Below are 25,493 nucleotides of genomic sequence, written 5' to 3'. Positions count from 1 at the left end.
GTGCCGGGGCAAGGCGCGGCTTAGAGCGCGACCGACGTGCCGCGCTCGTGGCTGAGGCGGGCGGCGTCGAGCACATCGAGCACCGCGGCCCCCTCGGCGGCGCTGACGGGCAGCGGGCCGCCGGTGGCGACGGCCTGGGCGAAGGCGCTGTAGTAGTCGTGGTAGCGGCCCTGCTCGGAGGACAGGCGCTCGGCCCCGGCCTCGGTGTGGAGCGTGCCCCATGCGTGCTCGGGCTCATGGCCCCAGGCGGCCATGTCATCCCACGGACGCTGGCCTGCGAAGATGGCCTGCGCCTGCACATCGGTGCCGTGCTGGAGCCATGCGCCCTTGTCGCCGTAGGCGCGCAGCTCACGGGTGTTCATCCGGTTCAGCTTGGAGGCGGAGACCACGGAGAACACGCCGCTCTGGTGCTTCAGGGTGATGTGGAAGGCGGCGTCGGTCAGACCCTCGGGCATATCGACATGGTCGAGATGGGCCGACACGTGCGCAACCGGGCCGAGGAGCCAGAGCATCTGGTCGACAAGGTGGGAGCCGAGATCGCGCAGCAGGCCGCCCTCGGGGCCGTGCTCCAGCGTGGCGGGGTCGTCAAAATCCATCCGGTTGTGGACGCGCCAGAGGGTGCCGAGGCGGCCTGTCTCGATCACCGCGGCGAGGGTGCGCAGGTCGGCATCCCAGCGGCGATTTTGGAAGACGCCGAGGCGAACGCCCTTGGCCTCTGCTGCCTGCGCCAGTTCGCGGGCATCGGCAGCGGAGGGGGCAAAGGGCTTGTCGGCCACCACATGCAGCCCGGCAGCGATGGCCTCCAGCACCAGCGCGCGCCGGGTGGCGGGCGGCGTGGTGATGGTGACGGCATCGCAGGTGCCAGCCGCGATCAGATCGGTGAGCGAGGCATAGACGGGCACATCGGGCCAATCGGCGCGGACCTTGGCGACGGTGGCAGGCGCGCGGGCGACCACGCCGGCCAGCGTGACCCCCTCGGCCGAGTGGACGAAGGGGCTGTGAAAGTGCTGGCCGCCGGTGCCGTAGCCGACGACGCCAAGGCGCAGGGTCATGCCAGCACGTCCGCGAGCTTGACCGGGGCGCCGCCCTGGGCCTGGCTGCGGGTGGCGGCCTCGGCGCAGGCGAGCGCGTCGACGCCTTCGGCAAGGGTCACCGGCACAGCGCCGCCGCTCTCCACCGCCTCGACAAAGGCGGCCCATTCGGCCTCGTAGGCGGGCATGTAGCGCTCGAGGAAGAAAAAGGTGGGCTTGGCGCCGGTTACGCCTGCGGTGGTGCTTTTGACCACGGTGTTCTCGAGCATGTTGCCCGCTTGCAGGAGGCCTTCCGAGCCGAGCAGCTCGACCCGTTGGTCATAGCCGTAGCCTGCGCGACGGGAGTTCTTGATCACGCAGATCGCGCCGCTGGCGTAGGTCATGGTGACGACGGCGGTATCGACATCGCCCGCTGCGCCGATGGCTTCATCGACGATGGAGCTGCCGGTGGCGGATATGCTCACCGGGGCCTCGCCCATGATGAAGCGGGCCATGTCGAAATCGTGGATCATCATGTCGCGGTAGAGGCCGCCGGAGACCTTCACGTATTCGACCGGCGGGGGGGCCGGGTCGAAGGAGGTGATGGCGAGCAGTTCGGCCTTGCCGATTTCGCCCGCGGCAAGCGCCTTTTGCAGGGTGCCGAAGTTGGGATCGAACCGGCGGTTGAAGCCGATCATCACCGGCTTGCCGGTGGCCTCTGCGGCGGCGAGGCAGGCCTGCGCGCGCTCCAGCGAGAGATCGACGGGCTTTTCGCAGAGCACAGCCTTGCCAGCGGCGGTGGCCGCCTCGATCAGATCGGAGTGGGTATCGGTGGAGGTGGCGACCAGCACGGCATCAATGGCCGGGTCGGCGATGATCTCTTCCGAGGAGCGGGCCTCGCAGCCATAGGCGGCGGCGAGCTTTTCGGCGTTTGCGGTCATCACGTCGGAGACGGCGACGAGCTGGCTGCCGGGGTGGGCGGTGATGGCGCGGGCATGGACGTTTCCGATCCGGCCGGCGCCGAGAAGACCAACTTTGAGCATCTTGTGTTTCCTGTCGTTTTTCGCAGTCGGCGGGCCTCAGCCCTCTGCCTGCTTGAGAAAGGTTTCGAAGGCGTCGTCCTTCATCGGGACGACATGTTCGGGCGCGGGGTAGGCGCCGGAATTCACATCGGCGATGAACTCGCGGAAGGCGGCGATGCGCTCCTGCTGGAGGCGGTCGAACTCGGCCTTGAAGTTGCGGTATTGCTTGCCGTGGCGGGGCTTCTTGTTGGCGCCGTGGCCGAGCACATCCTCGGTGAAGAGGTATTGCGCATCGGCTCCGGGCCCCGCGCCCATGCCGAGCATGATCATCGAGGTATTGGCCGAAAGCCACGCGCCGAGGCGGTCGGGCACGACCTCAAGCTCGGCGCCGAAACAGCCGATCTCCTCGAGCCGCTGGACCTGACGCCAGATCCGCAGCGCCTCATCGGCCTCCTTGCCGACGGCGCGCCAGCCGGTCCAGGTGATGTAGGAGGGGATCAGGCCGACATGGGCGACGATGGGGATGTGGTTGTCGCACATCGCCTTCTGGATATCGAAGGAGGCGGCGCAGTAGTAGCAATCGCCCCCCATCGCGCCGAAGGTGTAGGCGGCGCGGATGTAATCCTCCGCCGTGACAAGGTGCTGGCCGTTTACGGTGCCCTTGTCGCCGTAGGGAAGGCCGACCTGCACGAAGCAGCTGCCCGCCGCCTCGCGCATCTCGGGGGACCAGTATTTACCTTCGATGGAGAGCATGTGGATGCCGGCCGCATCGGCGGCGGCGGCTTCTTCCAGCGTGGTCACGTAGAGCATGGATATCTTCTCGCCGCGTGCCTTCATGGCGCGGATATCTTCCACGTGCGGACGGTTGTGATACATCGCCGCTCCTCCCTCTTGTTCCGGCCCGTTACGCTTACTGAAAGCGGGGCTTCAGGCACAGATGGGAGGCCGCATTTTGCATCATTTGGTGAGAGATTCCGCGGGCCGGAATGATGGTTTTATGTCATCGCCCGCAGACGGGTTTTGAATGGCCCGTTCGCAAAAACTATTGGCCGCTCGGGCCCCAAGTTTCGCTAAGTGTAGGGCACCGCGCCGCAAGCCACTCTTGACGGCCGGACCAACATTGACGGGAGGGTCATCATGATCAAGTCAATCGGCCTCGCGGCCGCACTCATCGGAGCCACCGCCTTTGGCGCGGCGGCGCAGGACAGGGTTTCTATCGGGACCGGTGGCACCGGCGGCGTGTTCTACGCCGTGGGCGCGGGCATGGCAGACCTGCTGACCCGCAAGCTCGACGGGGTGAGCGCCAATGCCGAGGTGACAGGTGCCTCGATCGAGAACATCCGCCGCGTTTCGGCGGGCGAGATGACCATCGGCTTCTCTTCGGCCTCGACGCTCTATGAAGCCAAGAGCGGGACTGGCGCCTTTGACGGCGACGCGCAGAACGTGGCGGCGATTGCCTACCTCTACCCCGCCGTGCTGCAGATCGCCGCGACCGACGCCAGCGGCGCCGCCGGCGTGGCCGATCTGGCCGACCTGAAGATCTCGGTGGGCCCTCCGGGCTCCAACTCTTCGGTCTTCGCCGAGCGGCTGCTGACCTCGCAGGACGCCTTCAACATCGGCAACATCAGCTTTCTGAGCTACGGCGAGGCGACGGCGGCGATCAAGAACGGCCAGCTGGACGGGTCGATGATTCTGGCGGGCACCCCTGCCTCGGCCTTCATCGAGCTGTTCACCACCGAGGATGTGGCGCTGGTGCCGGTCGTAGCAGACAACGTGACCGGGCTGATCGAGGAATTCCCCTTCTACGAGGTGATCGAGATCCCCGGCGGCACCTATGAGGGCGAAGCCGAGGCGGTGGTGGCCGTGGGTGACCCGGCGATCCTCTTTGCCGCAGCCGATGCCGACCCGGCGCTGATCGAGGGCATCACCTCGACCCTCTTCGACAACCTCGAAGAGCTGGGCGCGGTGCATCCGGCGGCCAAGAAGATCACGATGGAGAAGGCCACCTCCACCCCGATCGACCTGCACCCCGGCGCGCAGGCCTATTTCGACGGGCAGTAGGCCCCTTCGGCGGGGCTGACCGGCCCCGCCCAACTCCGCCCTCGGCCCCAACGCCGCAAGGGCGACAGGACAGACAATGACCCCGATCACCGATATCCTCCCCGCCCCTGCCCTGCCCCGCTGGGAGCGGCTCGCCGCCACCGCCGCGCTGGCGGCGCTTTCGATTGCCGTGACCGCGCTGTGCATCTGGTCGGCGTGGTATGGATCGATCACCGCGCTGGTGCTGCGCTCGACCTTCTTTTCGCTGATGGTCGCCGCCGGGTTGATCGTGGTGGCGAGCGAGCGACCGGGATGGCTGCGGCCCGTGATCTACGCGCTGGCCGCAGGGGTGCTGATTCCCGGGCCTTACCTGTGGGTGAACTACCTTTCCATCGTGCGCTCGGGCGGGATCGCCAGCGAGCTCGATGTGGCGCTGTTCGTGGTCTGCACCGCTTCCGTGCTGGTGCTGGCGCGTTATCTCATTGGCTGGGTGATGGTCGGCCTTGGCGTGGCGGCGCTGGCCTATGCCTTCTTTGGCGACATGATCCCCGGCACATACGGCCATGCGGGCTACTCGCTGAGCCGCGTGACCTCCAACCTCTTCCTGCGCACCGAGGGGCTGTTTGGCCTGCCGATGGGTGTGGCGGTGCAATACATCCTGCTGTTCTCGCTGCTCGGCACGCTGCTGCTGAAGACCGGGCTGGGGCAGGTGTTCGTGGACCTTGCCCATGCGGCGACGGGCCGGGTGCAGGGCGGGCCTGCGCTGACGGCTGTGGTCTCCTCCACCATGTTCTCTTCGATCAACGGGTCGGCTGTGGCGGGGGTCGTGACCACCGGCACCTTCACCATTCCGCTGATGAAGCGCACGGGATACCGGCCCAAGGTGGCGGGCGCGATTGAGGCGGCGGCCTCTTCGGCGGGGCAGATCATGCCCCCTGTCATGGGCGCAGCGGCCTTCCTCATGGCCGAAATCACCCAGACGCCTTATGCCACCATCGCCGCCGCCGCGCTGATCCCGGCGCTGCTTTACGTGTTTGCCCTGCTGGTGGGCGTGCGCGAAGAGGCGGGCAAGTATGACCTTGGCCGCGCCGACCCGAGCGAAATTCCGGCGCTGAAGGACGTGCTGCTGAAGCGGGGGCATCTGCTGATCCCGCTGGTCGGGCTGATCGTGTTTCTGGCCATGGGCTACACGCCCTCCGCCGCTGCCGTGCTCTGCCTTGCGACCACGCTGGTGGTTTCGGTCTTTGGCAAGGCCACGCGGATCGGGCCGGTGGGCCTTGTGGCGGTGATGATGGAAACGGTGAAGAACGTGCTGCCCATCGTCGCCGCAGTGGGTATCGCGGGGATGCTGATTGGCGTGCTGACGCTGACCGGCATGGCGCTGAAGCTATCGTCGCTGATCCTCACCGCCGGGGCGGGCTCGCTGCTGCTGACGCTGCTGCTGACGATGGTCGCCAGCTTTGTGCTGGGCCTCGGCATGCCGACCTCGGCCGCCTACCTGCTGCTGGCGATCCTGATCGCCCCGGCGCTTGAGCAGTTCGGCCTGCCGGTGATCGCGGCACATATGTTCATTTTCTACTACGGGCTGCTCTCGGCCATCACTCCACCGGTCGCGCTTGCGGCTTATGCGGGGGCGTCGATTGCCGGGGCGGAGCCGAATGAGACGGCGATGGAATCGATCCGGCTGGGGTTCGTGAAGGTGGTTGCGCCCTTCCTCTTTGTCTACGCGCCGGAATTGCTGCTGATCGGCACACCGGGCAACATCGCGCTGGCGACCGTGGCGGCTTTTGCGGGCACCTTCGCGGCGGGCACGGCGCTGACGGGCTGGATGATCCGCCCGCTGACGGCGGCGCACAGGGCCGGGTTTGTGGCCGTGGCGGCGCTGGAGACGGTGGCGTTGGTGATGCCGGTGGGCGGGGCGGTGAGCCTCGGGGCCGAAGTGGCGGGGCTGGCCCTGCTCGGCGCAGTGGTGATGGTGCTGCGGCGGACGGCTTAGGGGCGGCCTAAGCGGCACCTAGGAGAAGCCGACTTTCACCTGCCTCAACCGGTGGTAAGCTCGGGCCGAAAGGAGCCCCTGCCATGCCAAAGGACACCTCCCCCCCCGACGGGTTGCGCGCGGCTGCCGAAGCCCCCTTCGAGCAGGCCCGTGCGATGCCGCCTTCGGTCTATACCTCGGAGGCGTTTCTGGAGCTGGAGCTTGAGCACATCTTCAAGCGCGAGTGGTTCTGCGTGGGCCGGGCCTCGGCGCTGTCGGAGCCGGGGGACTACCTGACCTGCGAGTTGGCGGGGCAGCCGGTGGTGGTGGTGCGCGACGGCGCGGACATCCGGGCGATGAGCAATGTTTGCCTGCACCGGATGTCGACCCTGCTGGAAGGGCGCGGGCGGGTGCGGAGCATCGTCTGCCCCTACCACGCGTGGACCTACAACCTCGATGGCTCCCTGCGCGGCGCGCCCGCGATGGGGCAGAACGAGGGGTTCTGCAAAGGTGACTACCGGCTGCCGGAGCTGCGCTGCGAGGTGTGGCTGGGGTGGGTCTTCGTGACCCTCGACCCCGAGGCCGCGCCGGTGGCGGAACGGCTGGCGGAGGTGAAGGCGCTGATCGCGGGCTATGACATGGCCCGCTACACCGAGAGCTTCTTCGAAGAGCATGTCTGGGACACCAACTGGAAGGTGCTCGCCGAGAACTTTATGGAGAGCTACCACCTGCCGGTCTGCCATGCGGGCACCATCGGCGGGTTGTCGCGGTTGGACGAGATGATCTGCCCGCCGGGGCGCGCGGCGTTCAACTACCACACGATCCTGAAGGACGACTCGCTGCAGATTGCCATGGCGCACCCGTCGAACGACCGGCTGGAAGGGGATGCGCGGCGCACGACCTTTCTGCTGGCGCTCTACCCCTCGCTGCTGATCACGCTGACGCCGGGATATTTCTGGTATCTGTCGTTGCACCCCAAGGGGCCGGGGCAGGTTTCGATCCGCTTTGGTGGCGGAATGTCGGACGATTACGCGGGCGATGCGGATGCGGCGGAGAACTTCACCGCGCTGAAGACCCTGCTCGACGATGTGAACGTGGAGGACCGGGGCTGCACCGAGAAGGTCTATCGCGGACTTTCATCGCAAGCCGCCCGGCCCGGGCACCTGAGCCACCTAGAACGGCCCAACTACGATTTCGCCCGCTATCTGCTGGCCCGCATCACGGAGAGCGCCTGACATGGCCCATACCCGCATTCGCCCGTTCAACACCGCCGAGACCTACCCGGAGCAGCGGCTCGACAATGACCTCGCGCAGGCGGTGGTCACGGAAGGCGGCCGGATCATCTGGCTGCGGGGGCAATGCCCGCAGGAGCTTGATACGGCGGTGAACCTGCCAAGCCACGACCCGGCGGAGCAGGCGCATAAGGTGATGAGCAACATCAAGCAGTTGATCGAGGAGGCCGGGGGGCGGATGGAGCACCTCGTCAAGCTGGTGGTCTATCTAACGGACGTACGGCACCGCGAGGCCGTCTATCGGGTGATGGGCGAATACATCAAGGGTGTGCATCCGGTCTGCACCGGGCTGGTGGTGGTGGCGCTGGCGCGGCCCGAGTGGCTGGTGGAGATCGACGCGACGGCGGTGATCCCCGAAGGGGGTGAGGGATGACCTTTTCGCTGGTGGCGCGCTGCGCGGAGACGGGGATGTTTGGCGTGGCGATCTCGTCGTCCTCCCCTGCGGTGGCGGCGCGGTGCAGCCATGCGCGGGCGGGCGTGGGGGCGGTGGCCTCCCAGAATATCACCGATCCGATGCTGGGACCTATGGCGCTGGACCTGATGGAGAACGGTATGGGCGCGGCGGAGGCGGTGGCCGAGGTAAAGCGGCGCGGCGCCTTCATCGAGTATCGGCAGGTGCTGGCGGTGGACAAGGCGGGCGGCACGGCGATCCACTCCGGCCCGAAGGCGCTTGGTATCTGGACGCAGGCCGAGGGCGAGAACGTGGCGGCGGGCGGAAACCTTTTGGAGAATGACGGCGTGCCGGGTGCGATCGTGGAGGGGTTCCTTGCCGCCGAGGGTCATTTGGGCGACCGGCTGGTGGCGGCGCTCAAGGCTGGGCTCGCGGCGGGCGGCGAGGCCGGGCCAGTGCATTCGGCCGGGCTGCTGCTGGTGGACCGCCAGCCGTGGCCGCTGGCGGAGCTGCGCTGCGACTGGACGGAGGAGTGCCCGGTGGAGGCGGTAGCCACGGCCTGGGAGGTCTACAAACCGCAGATGGAGGCCTATGTGCAACGCGCGCTCGACCCGAGGGACGCGCCGAGCTACGGGGTGCCGGGCGATGAGTGAGGCGCAGGCAGCCGCCGCTGGCGTGATGAGCACCGTTGATATTCTGGACCGGCTGATCGCCTTCGACACGGTAAGCGCCAAGAGCAATCTTGCGCTGATCGACTGGGTGGAGGCGTTTCTGCGTGAGCACGGCGCGCGGGTGACGCGCGTGACCGACCCGGATGCGCCCAAGGCCGGGCTGATTGCCGAGATCGGGCCGGAGGGCGCGGGGGTGATGCTCTCGGCCCATACAGATGTGGTGCCGGTTGAAGGGCAGGCGTGGAGCCGCGACCCGTTTCGGCTGACGCGCGAGGGCAGCAGGCTTTATGGGCGCGGCACGACCGACATGAAGGGCTATCTGGCCGCCATGCTAAGTGCGGCGAGCCGCGCCTCGGGCATGGCGCTGCGCGAGCCTTTGAAACTTTCGATCTCCTGGGACGAGGAGGTGGGCTGCCTCGGCATCGCCAAGATGCGCGATGTGCTGGCCGGGGCCACCCCCCTGCCCCGGCTCTGCCTCGTGGGCGAGCCAACCGAGATGCAGGTGGCCACGGGCCACAAGGGCAAGCGGGCGATCCGGGCTGTGTGCCACGGCGAGGCGGGCCATTCGGCGCTGGCCCCGCGGTTCGTGAACGCACTGCATCTGGCCGCCGGGCTGGTGCACGGAGTGCAGGCGCTTCAGGCGGACTATGCCACCAAAGGCGCGCGCGATCCGGGTTACGGGGTGCCTTACACCACGCTGCATGTGGGCCGGGTCACGGGCGGCACGGCGCTGAATATCGTGCCCGACCGGGCGGAGGTGATCTTCGAGTTCCGGCACCTGGCCGCCGATGCGCCGGAGACTCTGATGGGCCGGATCGAGGCAATGGCCGCAGAGGTCGAACAGGCCAATCCCGGCGGGCGGATCGAGCTGGAGTCGATGGTCAGCTACCCCGGCCTCGACACCCCAGCGGACAGTGCCGCCACCGGGTTGGTGCAGCGGCTGGCGCAGGTGAACGGCACGACGAAGGTGGCCTTCGGCACCGAGGCGGGCACCTTCGACGGACTCGGCATCCCCACGCTGGTCTGCGGGCCGGGCTCGATGGAGGGACAGGGGCACAAGCCCGATGAGTATGTGGAGGAGGCCCAGCTTGCGGCCTGCGATGCGATGCTGGGCCGGGTGCTGGAGGAGTTGCGCGGGGCCTGAGCGGCCCCGGCGCGGGAGCGGTCAGAGGGTGAAGGCGGCGCGGAAGGCTTGCAGCGCGGCCTCGGGATCGCCCTTGGCGAAGGCCTCCATACCCACGGGGCCAGCGTAGCCCATCGCATCCAGCGCACGGGCGATGGCGGGCCAGTTCATCTCGCCGGTACCCGGCTCGCAGCGGCCCGGATTGTCGGCCACCTGCACTTCACCGATCCACGGCAGGCAGGCCTCGGCGTGGCGGATCACGTCACCCTCGCCGATCTGGGTGTGGTAGAGGTCTAGGTTGATCCGCAATTGCGGACGGTCGACCGCCGCGACGAGGCTGAGCACATCGGCGGTGGAGTTGAACGGGCAGCCGGGGTGCTCGCGCAGGTTGAGGTTTTCGAGCGTGAAGGTCACGCCCTCCTCCTCGGCCATGTCGCAGATGCGGTGCAGGGTATCGCGGGCCTTCAGCCACATGCCGGGGGCGACATGGGCAAGCTGCTGGATCGGCAGGCCCTGATCGCCCAGCCCGGTGCCGTGCAGGTTGAGGCGGGCCACGCCAAGGCGCTTGCCGATCTGCGCGGTTTCGCGGGCGGACTTCAGCAACATGTCAGCGCCCGCGTCATCGGCCAGACGGCCCTCGAGGTAGCCGTTCATGATGGTGAAATTCGCGCCGGTCTTCTCCAGCGCGTCCAAGTCCCACGCTGGCCAGTTCCAGAGGCCGACGCCGAAGCCCATCTCGTGCAGGCGCGCGGCGCGCCAGTGGATCGGCTTGTCCTGCCAGAGCATCTCGGCGCAGGCGGCGAGTTGGAAGGCCATGGCTCAGAGCTCCACGAAGACGCGGCCACCTTCGACCTTGGTGGCGTAGGTGTGCAGGTTCTCGCAGGCCGGGGGCGTTTCGACCTCGCCATTGGAGCAATCGAAGATCGAAGAGTGCTTGGGGCACTCGATTGTGGCCTCGACGACCAGCCCGTCGGCGAGGTGCACATCTTCGTGGGTGCAGAGCCCGTCGGTGCAGTAGTAGTTATCTTCGTGGTCGCGGACGATGATGAAGGTGCGCGCGCCGTGATCGAAGCGGATCACGTCTTCGGCGTCGATGTCATCGGTGGAGCAGGCGTCGATCCATTCTGCCATGGGGGTGTCCTCAGATGTCTTGTGGTTTGAAGTCGGAAGGGGCGGAAGGCATGACGGCTTTCAAGAGCGCCACGGATTTTTCGAGCCCTTCCAGCGAGTTGAGCAGCACGTCCTCGTGTTCGATGGAGAGCCAGCCATCGTAGCCCGCCATCAGACAGCGGTAGCAGAACTGGCGCCACCATTCCTCGCCATGACCGAAGCCGAGGGTGATGTAGGACCAGCTGCGCGCCGGGATATCCATGAGCGAGCCATTCTCCAGCAGGGACGTGGTGGCCTGCACGGGGGCATTGAGAAGCGTGTCCTTGGCGTGGACGTGGTAGAGCGCGGGGCCGAGAGCCTCGGCGGCGACCAGCGGGTCGGCGCCCATCCAGAAGAGGTGCGACGGGTCGAGGTTGGCGCCGATCACCGGGCCGACGGCCTCGCGTAGTTTGAGCAGCGAGGGCACGTTGTAGACGCATTGGTTGCCGTGGAGTTCGAGGGCGATGCGGTGGACTCCGTTTTCGGCGCAGAGGGCGGCGATCTCGGTCCAGAAGGGGATGAGCTTTTGCTCCCACTGGTAGTGCAGGATCGTCTGGGTCTCGGGCGGCCAGCTCGAAACCACCCAGTTGGGCATGGTGTCGGTGGCGCTTCCGGCGGGCAGGCCGGACATGGTGCAGACGGTCTTGATGCCGAGGGCGCCGGCGACGCGGATTGTGTTTTTCAGCCCCTCGCCCTGCTTTGGGTCGGTCGGGTGGAGGGGGTTGCCGTTGGCGTTGAGGCTGATGACCTCGAGGTCGCGGCTCTCGAAGGCGGAGCGGAAGGCGGCGCGCTTGTCGGCGCTTTCCAGCATGGCGGCGAGGTCGAAGTGGGGGGCGGTGGACCAGCCGCAGGTGTTGACCTCGACGCCATCGCAGCCGAGCCGGGCGGTGTGGTCGAGCATCTCCTCGAAGGGCAAGGCCCCGAGACTGTCGGAGACGAAGCCGAGTTTCATGCGTAGAACTCCGGTTTGGCGATCAGGGTGACGGGCTGGCGGGTGCCGGTTTCAAGCGCTTTTGCCCCGGCCTGAGCGGTAATGGCGGCGCAGTAGCCATCCCAGCAGCTTGAGGCGACTTCGGGGAAAGTGCCGGTTTGGGCGAAGGCGAGGAAGGCGCGGTTTTGCCGGACGTAGGCCTCGTGGTAGCGAGCGCGCCAGTCGGCATCGTAGCGGGTGGCGGAGGCGAGTTTGGCGTCAGTCCGGGTGTAGGCGACGTTGTTCATCGCGATAGAGCCTGCCTCGCCGACCAGTTCGGCGCGGACATCGTAGCCATAGGCGGCGTTGTTGTTGACCTCGATGGTAACGAGCTGGCCATCAGTCGTTTCCAGCACCATCACCACGGGGGCCACGCGCGCATCAGACCGGCGGGGCTGGTGGGCGGTGATGGAGGCGTATTCGCAGCCGAGGACATGGCGGACCACGTCAAACTCATGCGGGGCGGAGTTGGTGATGGCCATGGCGCCGGTGAAGTCGGCGGCGGGCGTTTCGACGTTGCGATGGAAGTTGTGCATCATCAGCGGACGGCCGATCTGGCCCGAGGCGAGCGCCTGCTTCATCTCCACGTAGGACTGGTCGTAGCGACGCATGAAGCCGAGCATGACGAAGCGGCGGCCGGCGGCCTCTTCGGCCTGCATGACGGTGAGGCATTCATCAGGATGCTGCGACAGGGGCTTTTCACAGAGCACGGGCTTGCCGGCCGCGATGCAGGCGAGTGAGAGCGGCGCGTGGGTGAAGTCGGGGGAGGCGATGATGACGGCGTCCACGTCATCCCGGGCGATCACGGCCTCGGGGTCGCTGGCGGCGTCTGTGGCGCCAAGCTCATCGGCCACGGCGCGGGCGCGGGCCTCGTCCATGTCGCAGACCACCTGAAGGGTGGCGCCGGGGAGATCCTCGGCCACGATGCGGGCGTGGTCGGCGCCCATGAGGCCTGCGCCGATGACAGCGATGCGGGTGGTCATCAGGGTAATCCTTGAGAAATGTGGCGGCCCGGGAAGAGGCCCGGACCGCCGGGGGAGAAACTACTGCGCCGGGGTGACCTGCGGCGGGTGGCCATCATGGGTTTCCATGTAGCCTTCGATGTTGGCCTCCAGATCGGCCATGCTCTCGCCGCCTGCCATGAGGTCGGCGATCTCCTCGCGGGTCTTCTCGCCCTTGCGGAAATCGGCGGCGATGGCACCGCGGATCAGCACGGCGAAATGGTCGCCCACGGCCATCGCGTGCATGACCTGGTGGGTGATGAAGATCACCGCCAGCCCGCGCCGCTTGGCCTCGTTGACGATGCGAAGCACGTGGGCCGCCTGCTTGACGCCCAGCGCGGCGGTCGGCTCGTCGAGGATCAGCACGCGGGCACCGAAGTAAACCGCGCGGGCAATGGCGAGCGACTGACGCTCACCGCCGGAGAGGCCACCGACGAGACGGTCGCCATCGGTGATGCGGGTGATGCCCATTTTCTGGACTTCGGAGACCGCGATGCGGTTTGCGGTGGCCCGGTCGTAAACCTTGAACGGGCCGAACCCCTTGGTGGGCTCGGCGCCCATGAAGAAATTGTGGCCCACCGACATGAGGGGATAGGTGCCGCCGAACTGGTGCACGGTGGCGATGCCGCGCTCCTGCGCCTCGCGCGGGTTGGCAAAGCTGACCGCGTGGCCGTCCATCAGGATTTCGCCGCGGGTGGGCTGGTGAACGCCCGCGAGGGTCTTGATGAGGGTGGACTTGCCGGCGCCGTTGTCGCCCAGCAGGCAGAGCACTTCGCCCTCGCCCACCTTCAGGCTGATTTCGTGGAGCACGTCGATCGGGCCGAAGGACTTGTCGACGTTGCGAAGCTCGAGAACGGGGGTCTTGTCGGACATGGGGGTTCTCCTCACTTCTTCTTCGAGGTCGACCAGCTGGTCGCCAGGTTGCGGAAGGTGTCGTTCATCAGGACCGCGATCAGGAGCATGACGCCGATGATCAGGAACGAGAGGTTGCGGTCGATCTCGGTAAAGCCGATCGCCTGGGTGACGATGGCCAGCGTCAGGACGCCGAAGACGATGCCCATGACGGTGCCGAAGCCCCCGGTCAGCAGCACGCCGCCGACCACGACCGAGATGATGGTGTTGAAGATCAGGCCGAAGTTGGCCTGGCTGGTGGCCGAGTTGAAGGTGATAACCTGGAGCGCACCGGCGAAGGAGGCGCAGGTCGAGCAGAGCATGAAGAGGCCGATCTTCAGCTTGCGCACCGGGATGCCGGCGTTGCGCGCGCTCTCCTGGTCGCCGCCCAGCGCGAAGACCCAGGGCCCCTTGGGCGACTTGTGCAGGAAGTAGTAGAACCCGACGATCAGCGCCGCCCACCAAAACACCGAGGAGTTGAAGCCGTAGACCTTGCCGCCGAAGAGCGACTTGGCCCAGGCGGGGGCCTGGTAGAAGGAGTTGGTGTTGTTGATGAAGAGGATGGAGAGATAGAGCGTCAGCCCGGCGACGGCGAAGAGCGTGGCCAGCGTGACGATGAACGACGGCACCTGGGTGCGGGTGACGATGGTGCCGTTGATGAAGCCGACCAGCGCGCCGATGGCGAGCGCGGCGGCAATGCCCACGAGGACCGGAAGCTCGTAGTGGCCCGAGACGATGGCCACCGTCATCGCGCCCGCCGGGAGCACGGCTCCGGTCGAGATGTCGAGCTCGCCCGCGATCATCAGGAAGCCCACGGGAATGGCGATGATGCCGACGAGGGAGGCAAAGTTGACCCAGGTGGTGATGCCAGGGATCGAAAGGAAGTTGCGGCTGAACCCGAAGATCGCGAAGACCACGAAGACCACCACGAAGCCCATGAATGCCCCTGCTGCAGGGCTGCGGAAGAAGGCAGCCAGCGAGAAGCCCTCAGAGGCCGTTTCCGCGCTGGTGCTTGAAGTCGTATCGGTCATTTGTGCCGCCTCCGGGAGGGTTGCGCGGAGGGGTCTGGCCCCAGCCGCCGTAGTCGGGTCCGGCCAGCCTGGCCGGACCCCTTTGCTCTGGATGGGCTCAGCGAGCGCCGAGCTTCACGCCCTCGATGGCCGACTCGACGTTTTCGGCGTCGACGATGGCCGGGCCGGTGAGCACGGGCTGGGTGGCAAGCTCGGTGCCGAACTTCAGGTTGGCGAAGAGCATCGAGGTGGCCAGGAAGCCCTGCAGGTAGGGCTGCTGGTCGATGGCCATGGTCTGGGTGCCGTTCGAGATGCGGTCCAGCACGGAGGCGGACATGTCGAAGGTGCCCAGCATGACGGTGTCGCCCTTGCCCAGCTGCTCGATGGCCGAAGCGGAGGCATCGGCGGCCCAAGCGGCCAGGTTGATGACGGCGTCGATGGAGTCATCGGCGATCAGCTCGGCCTTGATGGCCTCGGAGGTGCCGACCATGTCGCCGTCGAGGTTGGCGGGAACGCGGACAATGTAGACTTCGGCGCCCGCTTCCTTGGCACCGTCCACCACGCCTTCGCAGCGGGTTTCGAGGTTGATCGCGCCGGGAATCTGGATGTGGCACATGATCTTCTTGGCGCCCTTCTCGGCAAGATAATTGCCGCCCGCGACACCGGCGAGATACTCGTCGGAGCCGAAGTAGTTGAGCGCACCGTACTTGTCCATTTCGGACTGGCCGGCGTTGTAAGAGGTGATGACCACACCGGCCTCGGCAGCGGCGATCAGGGCCGGGGTCTCGGACTCGGGGAGCCAGTTGGGGATGGCGATGCCATCGACGCCCTGCGCCACGGCCTGCTCGATCAGGGTCACCAGATCAGGGCCGAAGTTGTCGTAGTTCTGGGTCAGCAGGTAGTTCACGGTGCCGCCGTTGGCCTCGACCATCAGGGTGGCGTCGTCCACGCCCTTCTTGATCAGGTTCCAGAAGCCGTCCTGGGCGGAGCCGCCGATCACGGCGATATCCTGCGCCGAAGCAGCGGTGGACATGGTTGCGGCCACGGCGGTGGCGAGAAGGGTCTTGGTCAGTTTCACTTGGGTTTCCTCCCTTGAAGTGTGCCGCGCCTCCGCGGCGGATAGTGCAGGTTCGGGTGCGCGGGCCGGGGCCTCTTTCCTCCCCCCTGGCCTGCGCGACTGCTCGGTTCATTCGGCGGGTGTGGCGCCTTGCTGTTTGGCCTTCATCCGCTCTTTCTTCTTGCGGAAGCGCTCTTTCATCACGGCGTCGGATTCCTTGGTGCCGTCGTGCCAGGTGCCAAAGAGCTTATCCATCGGGACCAGCCCGTCGCCGCCGTAGTTCACCTCGAAGTACTTGTGGTGCAGGTAGTGAAGGTAGGCGTGGCTATCGAGCGTGGCGTTCTCGGTGATCTCGAACTTCTCGAAGCCGAGGTGCCCGTTGACCGCGCCGAAGCCGACCGAATGCAGCGTGAAGTAGGCGCAGACCGGGTTGGACGGGATCAGCAGGTGAAGCCAGGCCTCGGCCATGTAGGGAAAGCCCTCGCCCGGGTGCATGGAGAGCGACGACCAGGGGCTGGGGTTGATCGAGTTGTGATGCACCGAGTGGATGTGCTTGTAGAGCACCGGCACGTGGATCAGGCGGTGCAGGCAGAAGAAGTAGATCTCGTGAATGGCGGGCGAGATCAGGACGATGAAGCTGAGCCAGAGCCAGTGGGTCGTCCACGGCAGCCAGGTCGCCCAGGTGTTGGCATAGGCCCAGAGCATCACGATCTCGACCACGGTCCAGAGCGGGATGGTGATGAAGAAGCTGCGCAGGAAGTTGTCGAGGTTCTGGCTCTTGAACCAGAACACGTCAGACGGATTGTCGGCCGGGAACTTGCCGTTGTACTTGAACCGGTTCTCCTGCTTGCGCTTGACGTAGAAGAAAAACTCGAAGGCGCCGAGGAAGAGGAACATCCCCACCGCGTTCAGGCCGTAGAGCCAAAGGAAGTTGCCGATGGAGAGGGTGGCGAGACTCTCCCAGCTCGGGATCAGGAACAGCACCCAGATCAGCGCGGTGGCGAGGTGAAAGGCGTTCCACGGCCAGAGATACTCGGGCACCCAGGCCAGCACTTTCTTGGGCGAGAAGGGACGCTGCCAGATCGGCGCGGGCTGGGCAGGCGTGTTGGGTGCCCAGTTGCCACGCTTGTCACGGGTGCCGTATTGCAGATCGTCCATGTCGGGCCTCCTCCCAGAGCCTGAGACGGGCCGGTGTGCCAGCCGCTCCAGACGCGAGCACTGTTGACAAATTGACATGGATCAAATCAATAGCTGTCATGTCAGCGCAGCAATTTCGCACCATTTCGTTCCAATAGCGCGCTAAATGAGATGAAATGAGATGAGAAGCCGATGAAAACCCGCCCCACCATCCCCGATCTTGCCAGCGCTGCCGGTGTTTCCGTTTCAACCGTGAATCGGGTCATCTCAGACGCGGGATCGGTGCGGCAACCCACCCGCGAGCGGGTGCTGGAGGCCGCGCAGGAGATTGGATTTTACGGGCTGGGCACCATCGAACACTCGGTTCGGAGTCGGCGGGAGACGCATCGGCTGGGTGTGATCCTGCAGGCGAGGAGCCGCGTGTTCTATCGCGACCTCGGCGCCGCGCTGGAGGCCGCCGCGCGCAGCCACCCCGATGCCAACGTCGAACTCGTGATCGACCACCTCGACGATCTCTCGCCCGACAACGTGGCCGCCCGCATCCGGCGGCTGGGGCAGAGCTGCGAGACGGTGGCCGTCGTCTCGGCCGAGCACCCGCTGGTCTCGGAGGCGATCGACGAGGTGCTGGCGGGTGGCACCCCGGTCTGCGGGCTGATCGGGCCGCTCTCGGCGCGGGGCAACGTGGGCTACATCGGGCTCGACAACTGGAAGGTCGGGCGCACCGCGGCATGGGCGTTTCACCGGATGTGCCGGGAGCCGGGCAAGATCGGAATTCTGGTGGGCAACCACCGCTACCGGAATCAGGAACTGAACGAGACCGGCTTTCGCAGCTATTTCCGCGAGCATGATGCGGGCTTCACCGTGCTGGAGCCGCAGAACACCTATGAGAGCGCCGCCGTGGCCCGCGAGTTGACGGAGAAGCTCTTCCATGACCACCCGGACCTCTGCGGGCTCTACATCTCGGGCGGCGGGGTGACCGGCGCGCTGGCCGCCGCGCGGGAGGCGAAGCGGCGCGAGGATTTCATTGGCGTGGGTTACGAGATGATCGAGCCAACGCGGGCCGCGCTGATCGACGGCACGTTGGCGATGGTCATCGCCCACCCCTTCGAGCCCTTCGCCCGGCAGACGGTGGCGACGATGATCAAGGCTAAGCTGGCGGGGCCGGATGCGGGCGCGCAGCGGGTAACGCTGGGGTTTGATATTTTCACGTCAGAAAACATCTGAGCCGCGCGGCCGTGCCGGCGCGGCCCCCTTAGTGAGGCTTGGGCGGCTCCTCTTCGCCGGTCAGGCGAAAAGCCTCTTCCATGTCGTCCGGGTCATCCGAGGGCACCGCATAGGCGCCGGTGAGCCACTTGCCGAGGTCAAGGTCGGCGCAGCGGCCCGAGCAGAAGGGGCGATACTTGGCCTCGGGGGCCTTGCCGCAAATCGGGCAGGTCATAGAGCCTCCTCGGGCAGGGTCAGGGAGAGCGGCAGGCGCTCGCGCTTCCTTTGCATCTCATACTGGCCCAGCGGCGTCCACCCGGCGAGGACGGTCTCGATCGGGTCGGCGCGGAAGGCGGCCTTGAGGCTCTGCTCCAGCTGCTTGCGTTGGCCCTTAGGCATGGGGGCGAAATCCACCACCACGCGCCCGCCGAGGCCGCGCAGGCGCAGCGCGCGGGGCAGCGCCTTGGCCGCCGCGATATTGGCCTTGAGCGCGGCTGCGGGAGACATGTCGCCGCCGGTGTTCACATCCACCGCGACCAGCGCGCGCGTCGGCTCGACATAGAGCGTGGCCTCCCCTGCCCGCTCGCGCGGCCCTTGCAGCTCGGCCAGCGCATCGAGCACGCCGTGGGTCTCGAAGCCGCCGGGCTCGGTGATGACCTCGGCGGGCGAGGTCCACTCGCGCCATGCGGTGATGTGGGGGCCGTCGCCGGGGTGAATCTCGCCCACCTCGCCCTCGGAGAGCGCGGCCTCGGCGGTGTCGATCATGGTGGCGATGTCTTCGCTGATCGCCGCCTCCTCGGCGCCCATGCAGGAGGAGCGCAGGATCAGCCCCCAGTCGCGGCCATCGAGGGCCTCCAGCGCGGCGAGCTTCAGCCTGTCGCGCTCGTCGTCGTCGCGGATCGAGCGGGCCACGTTGACCCCCGGCGCATCGGGGGTGACGATCACGTAGCGCGATTTGAAGGTGAGGGCGCGGGTGACCGGCGGGGCCTTCTCGACCTCGGCATAGCCGGTGACCTGCACCACCAGCGCCTCGCCGGGCGCCACGCCCTTGGCCTGCCGGAACCAGAAGCGCTGGTCGCCCGCCGCCAGAAAGATGCCGCCTTGCCCCTTGGCCTGCCGCTCCGCCTTGGCGCGCCAGATCGCGCCGGGGCGCAGGATGCCGGGAGCGTCGATCAGCAGGTCATCGAGCCGGCCATCGACCATGCGTGCGGCGGCCTCGCGGCCGGCGACATGATCGAGGATGATTTGCGTGCCTTTCATCGCATCTCTCCGCGCGTGTGGGTCAGGTCAGGCCGCCTTGTAGAGCGGGTAGCCCGCCGCGACCAGCAGCTGCGCCGTCTCGGCCACGGGCAGGCCCATGACGGCGGAGTAGCTGCCAGATATCCAGGGAATGAACGCGCCCGCCGGGCCCTGAATGGCATAGCCACCGGCCTTGCCCTCCCAGTCGCCGGTTTCGAGATAGGCGAAGAGCTCGCTCTCGCTCAGGCGCTTCATCTTCACCGAGGTCACCACGTCGCGCTGCCAGAAGCCCGCCTCGGTGCGCACGGCAAGCGCGGTGATCACGCGGTGGCGACGGCCGGCCAGCGACCTCAGGAACTCCCCCGCCTCGGCGCGATTCTCGGGTTTGCCAAGGATGCGGCGGCCAAGGGCGACGGTGGTATCGGCAGTGAGCACCAGCTCGCCCGGACCGGGCGGCAGCGCCTGCGCCTTCTCCACCGCCATGCGGGTGCAATAGGGGCGCGGAAGCTCCCCCTTGGCGGGCGTTTCATCGATGTCGGCGGCGCGGATTTCGTCGGGCGTCAGCCCGAGTTGGCCCAGCAGCTCGCGACGACGCGGGCTGCCGGATCCGAGGATGAGTCGCATCTTACCGGAAGCGGTAGTTGATGCGGCCCTTGGTCAGGTCATAGGGCGTCATCTCAACCTGCACCTTGTCGCCGGTGAGGACGCGGATCCGGTTCTTCCGGAGCTTGCCTGCCGTATGCGCAATGATTTCATGGCCGTTTTCCAGCTCGACCCTGAACGTCGCATTGGGCAGGAGCTCCTTCACGACACCGGGAAATTCGAGCAGTTCTTCCTTGGCCATGGTCACTCCGTTGTTGCATGCGTGCCGCACTGTGGCGGACGCGGCACTAGATGCGCCGCTATGGGCAACAAATCAAGCGGAAATCGTGCGCGCTCCGGCGCTTGTGACCTTTTTGACCGGGCGGCCCTGTGAAGGTCAGCCCCGGCTCGGCCCTGCATCATCGCTGGCTTGGCGGGCCGAAGCGCTGTTTCATCCGGTCCATCAGCTGGTCGCGGACCTGCCGGTAGACGCCCATCTTGGCCTCGCGGGTCTCGCCAAGGCCGGAGGGGTCCATGATGGGCCAGTATTCGACCTCAAGATGGAACACGCGGGTCAGCTCCAGCGCCTGCCGCTGGGAGGCGGGCGAGAGCGCGACGATCAGGTCGAAGCCCGAGAGATCATCGCCCCATTGCTGCATTTCCTCAAAGCTGCGGGAGCGGTGGCGGTGCAGCTCCACCCCGATCTCCTCGCAGACGGCAATGGCGAAGCCGTCGATATCCAAGTCATTGTAAACACCCGCAGATTGCACGTAGGCGTCATGGCCATAGAGCTTTTTCATCAGCCCTTCGGCCATTGGCGAGCGCACTGCGTTATGGTCGCAGCAGAACAGCACCGAGGAGGGGAAGCTCTTTTTTCCCAAGTCCTTACCCCCCGAAGTGCAGCACGCAGATGAGGGTGAAGAGGCGCCGGGCGGTATCGGTATCCACTGCCGCCTTGCCCTCCAGCCGCTCCTGAAGCACGCGGGCCCCCTCGTTGTGGATGCCCCGGCGGGCCATGTCGATAGCCTCGATCTGGTGGGGCGGAAGCTTTTTGACCGCGTCGTAATAGCTTTCGCAGATCTGCCAGTAGTCCTTCACCACCTGCTTGAAGGGAGAGAGGGAAAGGTGGAAGGCCCCGATTTCATTGGATTTCTCGTCGGAAATGTCAAACACCAGCCGCCGGTCGCGAATGCAGAGGTGCAGCCGGTAGGGGCCGGGGGGCATCTCGTAGCCGTCGCGCCCGGTGGGATCGAAGCTGTTGCTTTCCAGCAGGTCGAAGACGGCCACCTTGCGCTCCTGCTCGATCTCCGGCGTGGGGGGCGGCAGATTGGCGTCGTCTATCTCGATATGGCAGATGCGGCTCATGCGCTCGTCTCCGTGGCTGCCGAACGCTAGCCTGCGGGGGCGGATACTGCAATGCAGCGAAATCCTCAGGTGTCGGTGCTGACCTCGTCCCACCGCTGGCCGCCGTGGGCGCCGATCAGCCAGTTCAGCGCATGGTGCCGCTCCCAGATCACATCGGGGTAGAGCCCTGCGGGCGGCGGGGCGCCATCGAGCCGGGCCTGACGGGTGGCCCAGTGGTAGCGGTAGATCCGGTCAGCCGCGTCCAGCAGTTCGGCCTGCGGGCGGAGGCTGGCCTGCGCCCGAAGCCCTTCGGTGCCCAGGCCACGGAGGGTATCGGCCATGCGGGGCACATCCATGATTTCACTGGGATATTTCAGCTCGTCGTAGATACCCAGCGCCCAGAGCATCACCTCAACGGTTTCGTAGCGCCACGCGAACTGGGCGCGCATCTGCTGGTCGGGATCCGCGGTATCGAGGAAGGCCTGCTCGGCGGGGCTGAACCAGCTTTCATCGGCCTCGAACTGGGTGATCAGGTTGCGGGCGAGGTCGCTGTCGCCGGTCTCGCCTTTTACCGCGACGATGGCCAGTGCGATGGTGCGGCGGATGACCTCCTCCTCGGTGCGGCGCAGGCTTTGGGCCTCGGTCTCGATGGTGGGGAGCGTGGGCAGCACGGGCACGCCCTGCTCTTGCAGCAGCGCGATGGAGGCGGCCTTGCGATCCTCGGCCTCGCCCGCATGGAGCGGCGTGGCAAGGAGGAGAGCCAGAAGGGCGGCGCGGATCATCGGTTGAGCTTGTCCAGCCGGGCGCGGACGGAGAGGCCGTGGGCCTGCAAACTCTCTGATTTCGCAAGGGTTTCTGCCGCCGGGCCAATGGCGCGGAGGGCCTCGGGGGTCATCTTTGCGAGGGTGGTGCGCTTGAGGAAATCCATCACCGAGAGGCCCGAGGAGAAGCGGGCGGAACGGGCGGTGGGGAGCACGTGGTTGGGGCCGCCGATGTAATCGCCGATGGCTTCGGGGGTCCATTGGCCGAGGAAAATGGCTCCGGCGTGGTGGATTTTCTCGGAGAGCGCCTCGGGGTTTTCGACGCAAAGCTCGAGGTGCTCGGGCGCGATCCGGTCGGAGAGTTCTGCCGCTTCATCAAGGCCTTGCACGGTGATTACCGCCCCAAAGTCGCGCCAGCTTTCGCCCGCGATCTGCGCCCGTTCGAGGCTTTGCAGACGGGTCTCGACGGCATCGGCCACGGCCTGCCCGAAGGCGGCGTCGGTGGTGATCAGGATGGACTGGGCGGAGGCGTCGTGCTCGGCCTGAGAAAGCAGGTCGAGGGCGATGAAATCGGGGTCGTTGGCGGCGTCGGCGATAACCAAGATTTCCGAGGGGCCGGCTATCATGTCGATGCCGACCTTGCCGAAGACGCGACGCTTGGCGGCGGCGACGAAGGCATTGCCGGGGCCTGTGATTTTATCAACCGGGGCAATGGTTTGGGTGCCGTAGGCCAAGGCGGCCACGGCCTGCGCGCCGCCGATGCGGTAGACGGTTTTGACCCCGGCGAGGCGGGCGGCGTAGAGCACGAGGGGGTTGGCCTCGCCGCCGGGGGTGGGGCAGGCGATAACGAGGCGTTCGACGCCTGCGACCTGAGCGGGAATGGCGTTCATCAGCACCGAGGAGGGGTAGCTGGCCAGCCCGCCGGGCACGTAGAGACCGGCGGCAGAGACCGGGCTCCAGCGCCAGCCAAGGGTGGCGCCGTCCGGGTCTGTCCACATGGCGTCTTCGGGCATCTGGCGGACGTGGTAGGCGCGGATACGCTCTGCCGCCAGCTCCAGCGCGGCGGCCTCTTCGGGCGGCACGCGGGCGCAGTGCTCGTCGATCTCGGCTTCGGAAAAGGCAATGGTTTCAGAGGTTAGCGAGAGGAGGTCGAACTTTTCTGTCAGTTCGATCACGGCCGCGTCGCCCCGGGTGCGGACATCGGCGATGATGCCGGCGACGGCCTCGTCGACATCGGGCGAATCCTCGCGCTTGGCGCTCAGGAGCGCCTGAAAACGGGCCTCGAAATCGGGGTCGGTGCTGCTGAGAAAGACGGGCATGGGCTCTCCTTTGCGGGCCTCTTACCCGGCTGCGGGGGCGCTCTCAAGCGGGTCGAGATAGCGGATCATGTGGCGTTCGTCGTGGTAACACCCGTTAACGCACAGTGCGCGTGGGCTGCACCCCACCTCGGCAAAGCCCTCGCGGAGGTAGAAGGCATGGGCGCGGGGGGCGGCGGAGGAGACATAGAGCTCCACCTGACCTACCCCGGTTTCACGGGCCAGATCGAGGGCGGCGGCAACCAGTGCGGAGCCCGCGCCCGTGCCGCGGTGGGCGGGCTGGACATAGACCGACATCACGAAAGCGCGGTGGCTGATCTTGGGGCCATGCTCGCGCATGTAGAGCAGGATGCCAACTAGCGCCCCCCCGGCGAAAGCGCCGAAATTATCGCCCATTTCCAGACGGTTGGCATAGTCGAGATCGGTCTTGTCGAGCGCGTCGGAGAGATCTTCGCCAAAGGCCTCCGGGCTCTCTGTCAGCGCCTCAAGCCGCAGGGCGCGGAAGGCCTGCGCATCCTCCGGGCCGAGGCGGCGGATGCTCACTCTTCGGGGTGCTCCGGCGCGTGGCGGGAGGGGGCGAGATAGGGGCGTGTCACATCTTTCAGCACCACGTCGAGGCATTCGACCTTGAGGCGGATCGCGCCATCGCCCGCGAGGGTGAAGGTGAGCGTGCCGGTGCCGTCCTCGCCCTCGTCCCACGAAATTGCCAGTAAAGACAGGATGGTATCGGCATCTGAGCGGTCGATTCCCATGGTCGAGACGCCCATGACATCACCCACCCGCAGCACCGATTGAACCCGCTCGTAGGGGCGGCCGCGGGACTCGGCACGCTCTTTGTCTTCCCAGCGAAAGCGGTTGACCAGCAAGGCAAATTCGCGCGCGGCCTTGTCGAACTTCATCTCGGTGATGGGAAAGACGGCGTCCTGCACCAGCGAGGAGACGATGGGCAGGGAGCCATCATCCATTGCGGCGAGGTAGATCGGGCGCTCTGCGCCATCTTCAAACTTGGCGTCTTCAGCCACGATGCGCCTCCGGGGCCGGTTTTACTGAGTATTCTTGCATTGCATGAAAGACATAGGGGGTTCGGCACAGGCTCACAAGCGGCAGTTGCCGCGGCGTCCCGGGCGGTTAACAGGCAGCGGGCTGTTAAGGTTGGTTACCGATGCACAACTGATGCACATCCGATGCACATTCCATACATACGCGATTTTCGCACAGAAATGGGTGGTTAAGCGATCGCACTGTGCACCGGTGTGCGCACCCGGGCGGAGGCAGGCGCCGGCGCCCGCTGGCCCCTGCCCCGGTTGCGCATCGGCTGCTCCAGCCAGCGGAAGCTCGCCGCCGCCAGTGCGAGGGACACGGCGAAGGTGACGACGAAGGCTGGGACCGGTGGCAGGGTATCGCGCAGCAGGACGGCGACCGGGTAGTGCCAGAGGTAGAGGCCGTAGGAGAGTTGGCCGAGCCAGACGAGGGGGCCGAAGCCGAGCCAGCGCCCTGCCAGCCCGGATTGCCCGGTGCGGAGGCCCAGCAGCAGCAACACGGTGGCCAGCTCGGTCGCGCCGATCCAGAGCATGAGCGCCCCGAAGGTGCGGAACTGCGCCACACTCAGGACGGCAGCGAGCGCGACGAGGGCGACGCCCACCATCATCCCCGGATAGCGGATGCGGGGCGGCGGCAGGGTGGCGACGAGACCACCGAGAAAGAGGCCGGAGCTGTGCGCGAAGGGGCTGTAGAAGCCTTCGCGCCAGTCGGCCACGCTGGCCACGCCGAGCCGGTAGAGGGTGACGCCGACGAACCCGGCCAGCAGCGCGTAGCGCAGTCGCCGGGCGGAGCGCAGCAGCAGCGCCAGCAGGCCGATCAGGATGTAGAACTGCATCTCGGCGGCGAGCGACCACGTGTGGACGGAATAGCTGGCATACCCCAGCACCGCGCGGTCGGTGTTGCCTATGAAGAGCGCGCCATGCAGCGGCGCGGCCGGGTAGCGGTCGCCCGCCAGCCACATGGCCAGCGCCACCGCGCCGCAGAAGGTGATGAGCAGCGGCCAGAGCCGCCAGAGCCTGCGGGAGAGAAAACGGCGGAAGGCGCCGGGGCTGAAGCCCTCGATCTGGTGGAGGATCAGCGAGGTGGTCAGATAGCCCGACAGCACGAAGAACAGGTCGACCCCGAGGAAGCCGCCGCCAAAGCCTGGCAGGCGGGTGTGAAAGGCCAGCACGGCGATTGCCGCGAGTGCCCTTAGCCCATCTAATTCGCGTTGGTAGGTCATCGGCTGCCCGTTCTGCCCGCGATTTATTTTGCGGGGGTGTATCAGG

Annotated in this window: 29 protein-coding genes; 7 read left to right on the top strand and 22 right to left on the bottom strand. The window is 66.7% G+C overall.

What is annotated here, in order from left to right:
- Positions 1–20 precede the first annotated feature (20 nt).
- The 3 genes from KUV38_RS01090 to KUV38_RS01080 are packed head-to-tail and all read right to left on the bottom strand — an operon-like array spanning position 21 to position 2,908.
- Positions 21–1,052 (bottom strand): Gfo/Idh/MocA family protein, encoded by a 1,032-nt coding sequence (locus tag KUV38_RS01090; RefSeq protein ID WP_222468290.1) that lies wholly within the window; start codon positions 1,050–1,052, stop codon positions 21–23.
- Positions 1,049–2,053 carry an inositol 2-dehydrogenase gene (gene iolG, locus KUV38_RS01085; RefSeq protein WP_222468289.1) on the bottom strand — a complete coding sequence of 335 codons (1,005 nt, stop codon included), beginning with the start codon at positions 2,051–2,053 and terminating at the stop codon, positions 1,049–1,051. Before iolG ends, KUV38_RS01090 begins: the two co-directional genes overlap by 4 nt.
- 36 nt (positions 2,054–2,089) lie before the next feature.
- Positions 2,090–2,908 carry a 3-methyl-2-oxobutanoate hydroxymethyltransferase gene (locus tag KUV38_RS01080; protein WP_222468288.1) on the bottom strand — a complete coding sequence of 273 codons (819 nt, stop codon included), beginning with the start codon at positions 2,906–2,908 and terminating at the stop codon, positions 2,090–2,092.
- 261 nt (positions 2,909–3,169) lie between these two features.
- Here KUV38_RS01080 and KUV38_RS01075 point away from each other — a divergent pair, with 261 nt between their 5' ends.
- From KUV38_RS01075 to argE, 6 genes are all read left to right on the top strand, one after another.
- Entirely contained in the window at positions 3,170–4,093 is a 924-nt protein-coding gene (locus tag KUV38_RS01075; protein WP_222468287.1) for a TAXI family TRAP transporter solute-binding subunit, read from the top strand.
- A gap of 76 nt (positions 4,094–4,169) precedes the next feature.
- Positions 4,170–6,068, top strand: a complete 1,899-nt coding sequence (locus tag KUV38_RS01070) for a TRAP transporter permease (protein WP_222468286.1) — start codon at positions 4,170–4,172, stop codon at positions 6,066–6,068.
- A gap of 83 nt (positions 6,069–6,151) precedes the next feature.
- Positions 6,152–7,282 carry an aromatic ring-hydroxylating oxygenase subunit alpha gene (locus KUV38_RS01065; protein ID WP_222468285.1) on the top strand — a complete coding sequence of 377 codons (1,131 nt, stop codon included), beginning with the start codon at positions 6,152–6,154 and terminating at the stop codon, positions 7,280–7,282.
- 1 nt (position 7,283) lies between these two features.
- Positions 7,284–7,712, top strand: a complete 429-nt coding sequence (locus KUV38_RS01060) for a RidA family protein (protein WP_222468284.1) — start codon at positions 7,284–7,286, stop codon at positions 7,710–7,712.
- Positions 7,709–8,383, top strand: coding sequence for a DUF1028 domain-containing protein (locus tag KUV38_RS01055; RefSeq protein WP_222468283.1), 675 nt, complete (start codon positions 7,709–7,711; stop codon positions 8,381–8,383). The genes KUV38_RS01060 and KUV38_RS01055 overlap by 4 nt, the downstream gene beginning before the upstream one ends.
- Complete coding sequence (gene argE, locus KUV38_RS01050) at positions 8,376–9,545, top strand: acetylornithine deacetylase (RefSeq protein WP_261385109.1); 1,170 nt, start codon at positions 8,376–8,378, stop codon at positions 9,543–9,545. The genes KUV38_RS01055 and argE overlap by 8 nt, the downstream gene beginning before the upstream one ends.
- Before the next feature lie 21 nt (positions 9,546–9,566).
- On the opposite strand, the gene KUV38_RS01045 is transcribed toward argE, so the two are convergent.
- From KUV38_RS01045 to KUV38_RS01010, 8 genes are all read right to left on the bottom strand, one after another.
- Positions 9,567–10,340 carry a TIM barrel protein gene (locus KUV38_RS01045; protein ID WP_222468282.1) on the bottom strand — a complete coding sequence of 258 codons (774 nt, stop codon included), beginning with the start codon at positions 10,338–10,340 and terminating at the stop codon, positions 9,567–9,569.
- 3 nt (positions 10,341–10,343) lie between these two features.
- A complete protein-coding gene (locus KUV38_RS01040) occupies positions 10,344–10,655 on the bottom strand; it encodes a MocE family 2Fe-2S type ferredoxin (protein WP_222468281.1) in 312 nt (103 codons plus the stop codon).
- A gap of 10 nt (positions 10,656–10,665) precedes the next feature.
- Positions 10,666–11,625, bottom strand: a complete 960-nt coding sequence (locus KUV38_RS01035; RefSeq protein ID WP_222468280.1) for a sugar phosphate isomerase/epimerase family protein — start codon at positions 11,623–11,625, stop codon at positions 10,666–10,668.
- Positions 11,622–12,626 carry a Gfo/Idh/MocA family oxidoreductase gene (locus tag KUV38_RS01030; protein WP_222468279.1) on the bottom strand — a complete coding sequence of 335 codons (1,005 nt, stop codon included), beginning with the start codon at positions 12,624–12,626 and terminating at the stop codon, positions 11,622–11,624. Before KUV38_RS01030 ends, KUV38_RS01035 begins: the two co-directional genes overlap by 4 nt.
- A 60-nt stretch (positions 12,627–12,686) precedes the next feature.
- Positions 12,687–13,517: an ATP-binding cassette domain-containing protein gene (locus KUV38_RS01025; RefSeq protein ID WP_222468278.1), complete on the bottom strand. Its 831-nt coding sequence runs from the start codon at positions 13,515–13,517 to the stop codon at positions 12,687–12,689.
- Between the two features lie 11 nt (positions 13,518–13,528).
- Positions 13,529–14,566, bottom strand: coding sequence for an ABC transporter permease (locus tag KUV38_RS01020; RefSeq protein WP_222468277.1), 1,038 nt, complete (start codon positions 14,564–14,566; stop codon positions 13,529–13,531).
- Between the two features lie 97 nt (positions 14,567–14,663).
- The gene (locus KUV38_RS01015; RefSeq protein WP_222468276.1) at positions 14,664–15,623 is read right to left on the bottom strand and encodes a substrate-binding domain-containing protein; all 960 of its coding nucleotides are present in this window, start codon (positions 15,621–15,623) and stop codon (positions 14,664–14,666) included.
- 108 nt (positions 15,624–15,731) lie between these two features.
- Positions 15,732–16,760 (bottom strand): sterol desaturase family protein, encoded by a 1,029-nt coding sequence (locus KUV38_RS01010; RefSeq protein ID WP_222468275.1) that lies wholly within the window; start codon positions 16,758–16,760, stop codon positions 15,732–15,734.
- Between the two features lie 171 nt (positions 16,761–16,931).
- Here KUV38_RS01010 and KUV38_RS01005 point away from each other — a divergent pair, with 171 nt between their 5' ends.
- The gene (locus KUV38_RS01005; RefSeq protein WP_222468274.1) at positions 16,932–17,963 is read left to right on the top strand and encodes a LacI family DNA-binding transcriptional regulator; all 1,032 of its coding nucleotides are present in this window, start codon (positions 16,932–16,934) and stop codon (positions 17,961–17,963) included.
- Between the two features lie 28 nt (positions 17,964–17,991).
- On the opposite strand, the gene KUV38_RS01000 is transcribed toward KUV38_RS01005, so the two are convergent.
- The 11 genes from KUV38_RS01000 to KUV38_RS00950 form a co-directional block, all read right to left on the bottom strand.
- Positions 17,992–18,177: a DNA gyrase inhibitor YacG gene (locus KUV38_RS01000; RefSeq protein WP_222468273.1), complete on the bottom strand. Its 186-nt coding sequence runs from the start codon at positions 18,175–18,177 to the stop codon at positions 17,992–17,994.
- On the bottom strand, positions 18,174–19,202 hold the full coding sequence (locus KUV38_RS00995) for a ribonuclease E/G (protein WP_222468272.1): 1,029 nt from the start codon (positions 19,200–19,202) through the stop codon (positions 18,174–18,176). The genes KUV38_RS01000 and KUV38_RS00995 overlap by 4 nt, the downstream gene beginning before the upstream one ends.
- A gap of 27 nt (positions 19,203–19,229) precedes the next feature.
- A complete protein-coding gene (locus KUV38_RS00990; RefSeq protein WP_222468271.1) occupies positions 19,230–19,805 on the bottom strand; it encodes a Maf family protein in 576 nt (191 codons plus the stop codon).
- A gap of 1 nt (position 19,806) precedes the next feature.
- The gene (gene infA / locus KUV38_RS00985; protein ID WP_074254530.1) at positions 19,807–20,025 is read right to left on the bottom strand and encodes a translation initiation factor IF-1; all 219 of its coding nucleotides are present in this window, start codon (positions 20,023–20,025) and stop codon (positions 19,807–19,809) included.
- 157 nt (positions 20,026–20,182) lie between these two features.
- Complete coding sequence (locus tag KUV38_RS00980; RefSeq protein WP_222468270.1) at positions 20,183–20,644, bottom strand: low molecular weight phosphatase family protein; 462 nt, start codon at positions 20,642–20,644, stop codon at positions 20,183–20,185.
- A gap of 4 nt (positions 20,645–20,648) precedes the next feature.
- Positions 20,649–21,128, bottom strand: a complete 480-nt coding sequence (locus tag KUV38_RS00975) for a UPF0262 family protein (protein WP_222468269.1) — start codon at positions 21,126–21,128, stop codon at positions 20,649–20,651.
- A gap of 65 nt (positions 21,129–21,193) precedes the next feature.
- A complete protein-coding gene (locus KUV38_RS00970) occupies positions 21,194–21,889 on the bottom strand; it encodes a DUF4272 domain-containing protein (protein WP_222468268.1) in 696 nt (231 codons plus the stop codon).
- A complete protein-coding gene (gene hisD, locus KUV38_RS00965) occupies positions 21,886–23,187 on the bottom strand; it encodes a histidinol dehydrogenase (protein WP_222468267.1) in 1,302 nt (433 codons plus the stop codon). The genes KUV38_RS00970 and hisD overlap by 4 nt, the downstream gene beginning before the upstream one ends.
- Before the next feature lie 21 nt (positions 23,188–23,208).
- The gene (locus tag KUV38_RS00960) at positions 23,209–23,727 is read right to left on the bottom strand and encodes a GNAT family N-acetyltransferase (protein ID WP_222468266.1); all 519 of its coding nucleotides are present in this window, start codon (positions 23,725–23,727) and stop codon (positions 23,209–23,211) included.
- Positions 23,724–24,206, bottom strand: a complete 483-nt coding sequence (locus tag KUV38_RS00955; protein ID WP_315898575.1) for a DUF2948 family protein — start codon at positions 24,204–24,206, stop codon at positions 23,724–23,726. Before KUV38_RS00955 ends, KUV38_RS00960 begins: the two co-directional genes overlap by 4 nt.
- Positions 24,207–24,412: 206 nt before the next feature.
- Positions 24,413–25,447: an acyltransferase family protein gene (locus KUV38_RS00950; RefSeq protein ID WP_222468265.1), complete on the bottom strand. Its 1,035-nt coding sequence runs from the start codon at positions 25,445–25,447 to the stop codon at positions 24,413–24,415.
- Between the last annotated feature and the right edge of the window lie 46 nt (positions 25,448–25,493).

This window comes from Vannielia litorea (assembly GCF_019801175.1).
Lineage (GTDB): Bacteria > Pseudomonadota > Alphaproteobacteria > Rhodobacterales > Rhodobacteraceae > Vannielia > Vannielia litorea_B.
The sequence above is the reverse complement of the archived record's forward strand: the minus strand, read 5'-3'. Positions and strand labels throughout refer to the sequence as shown.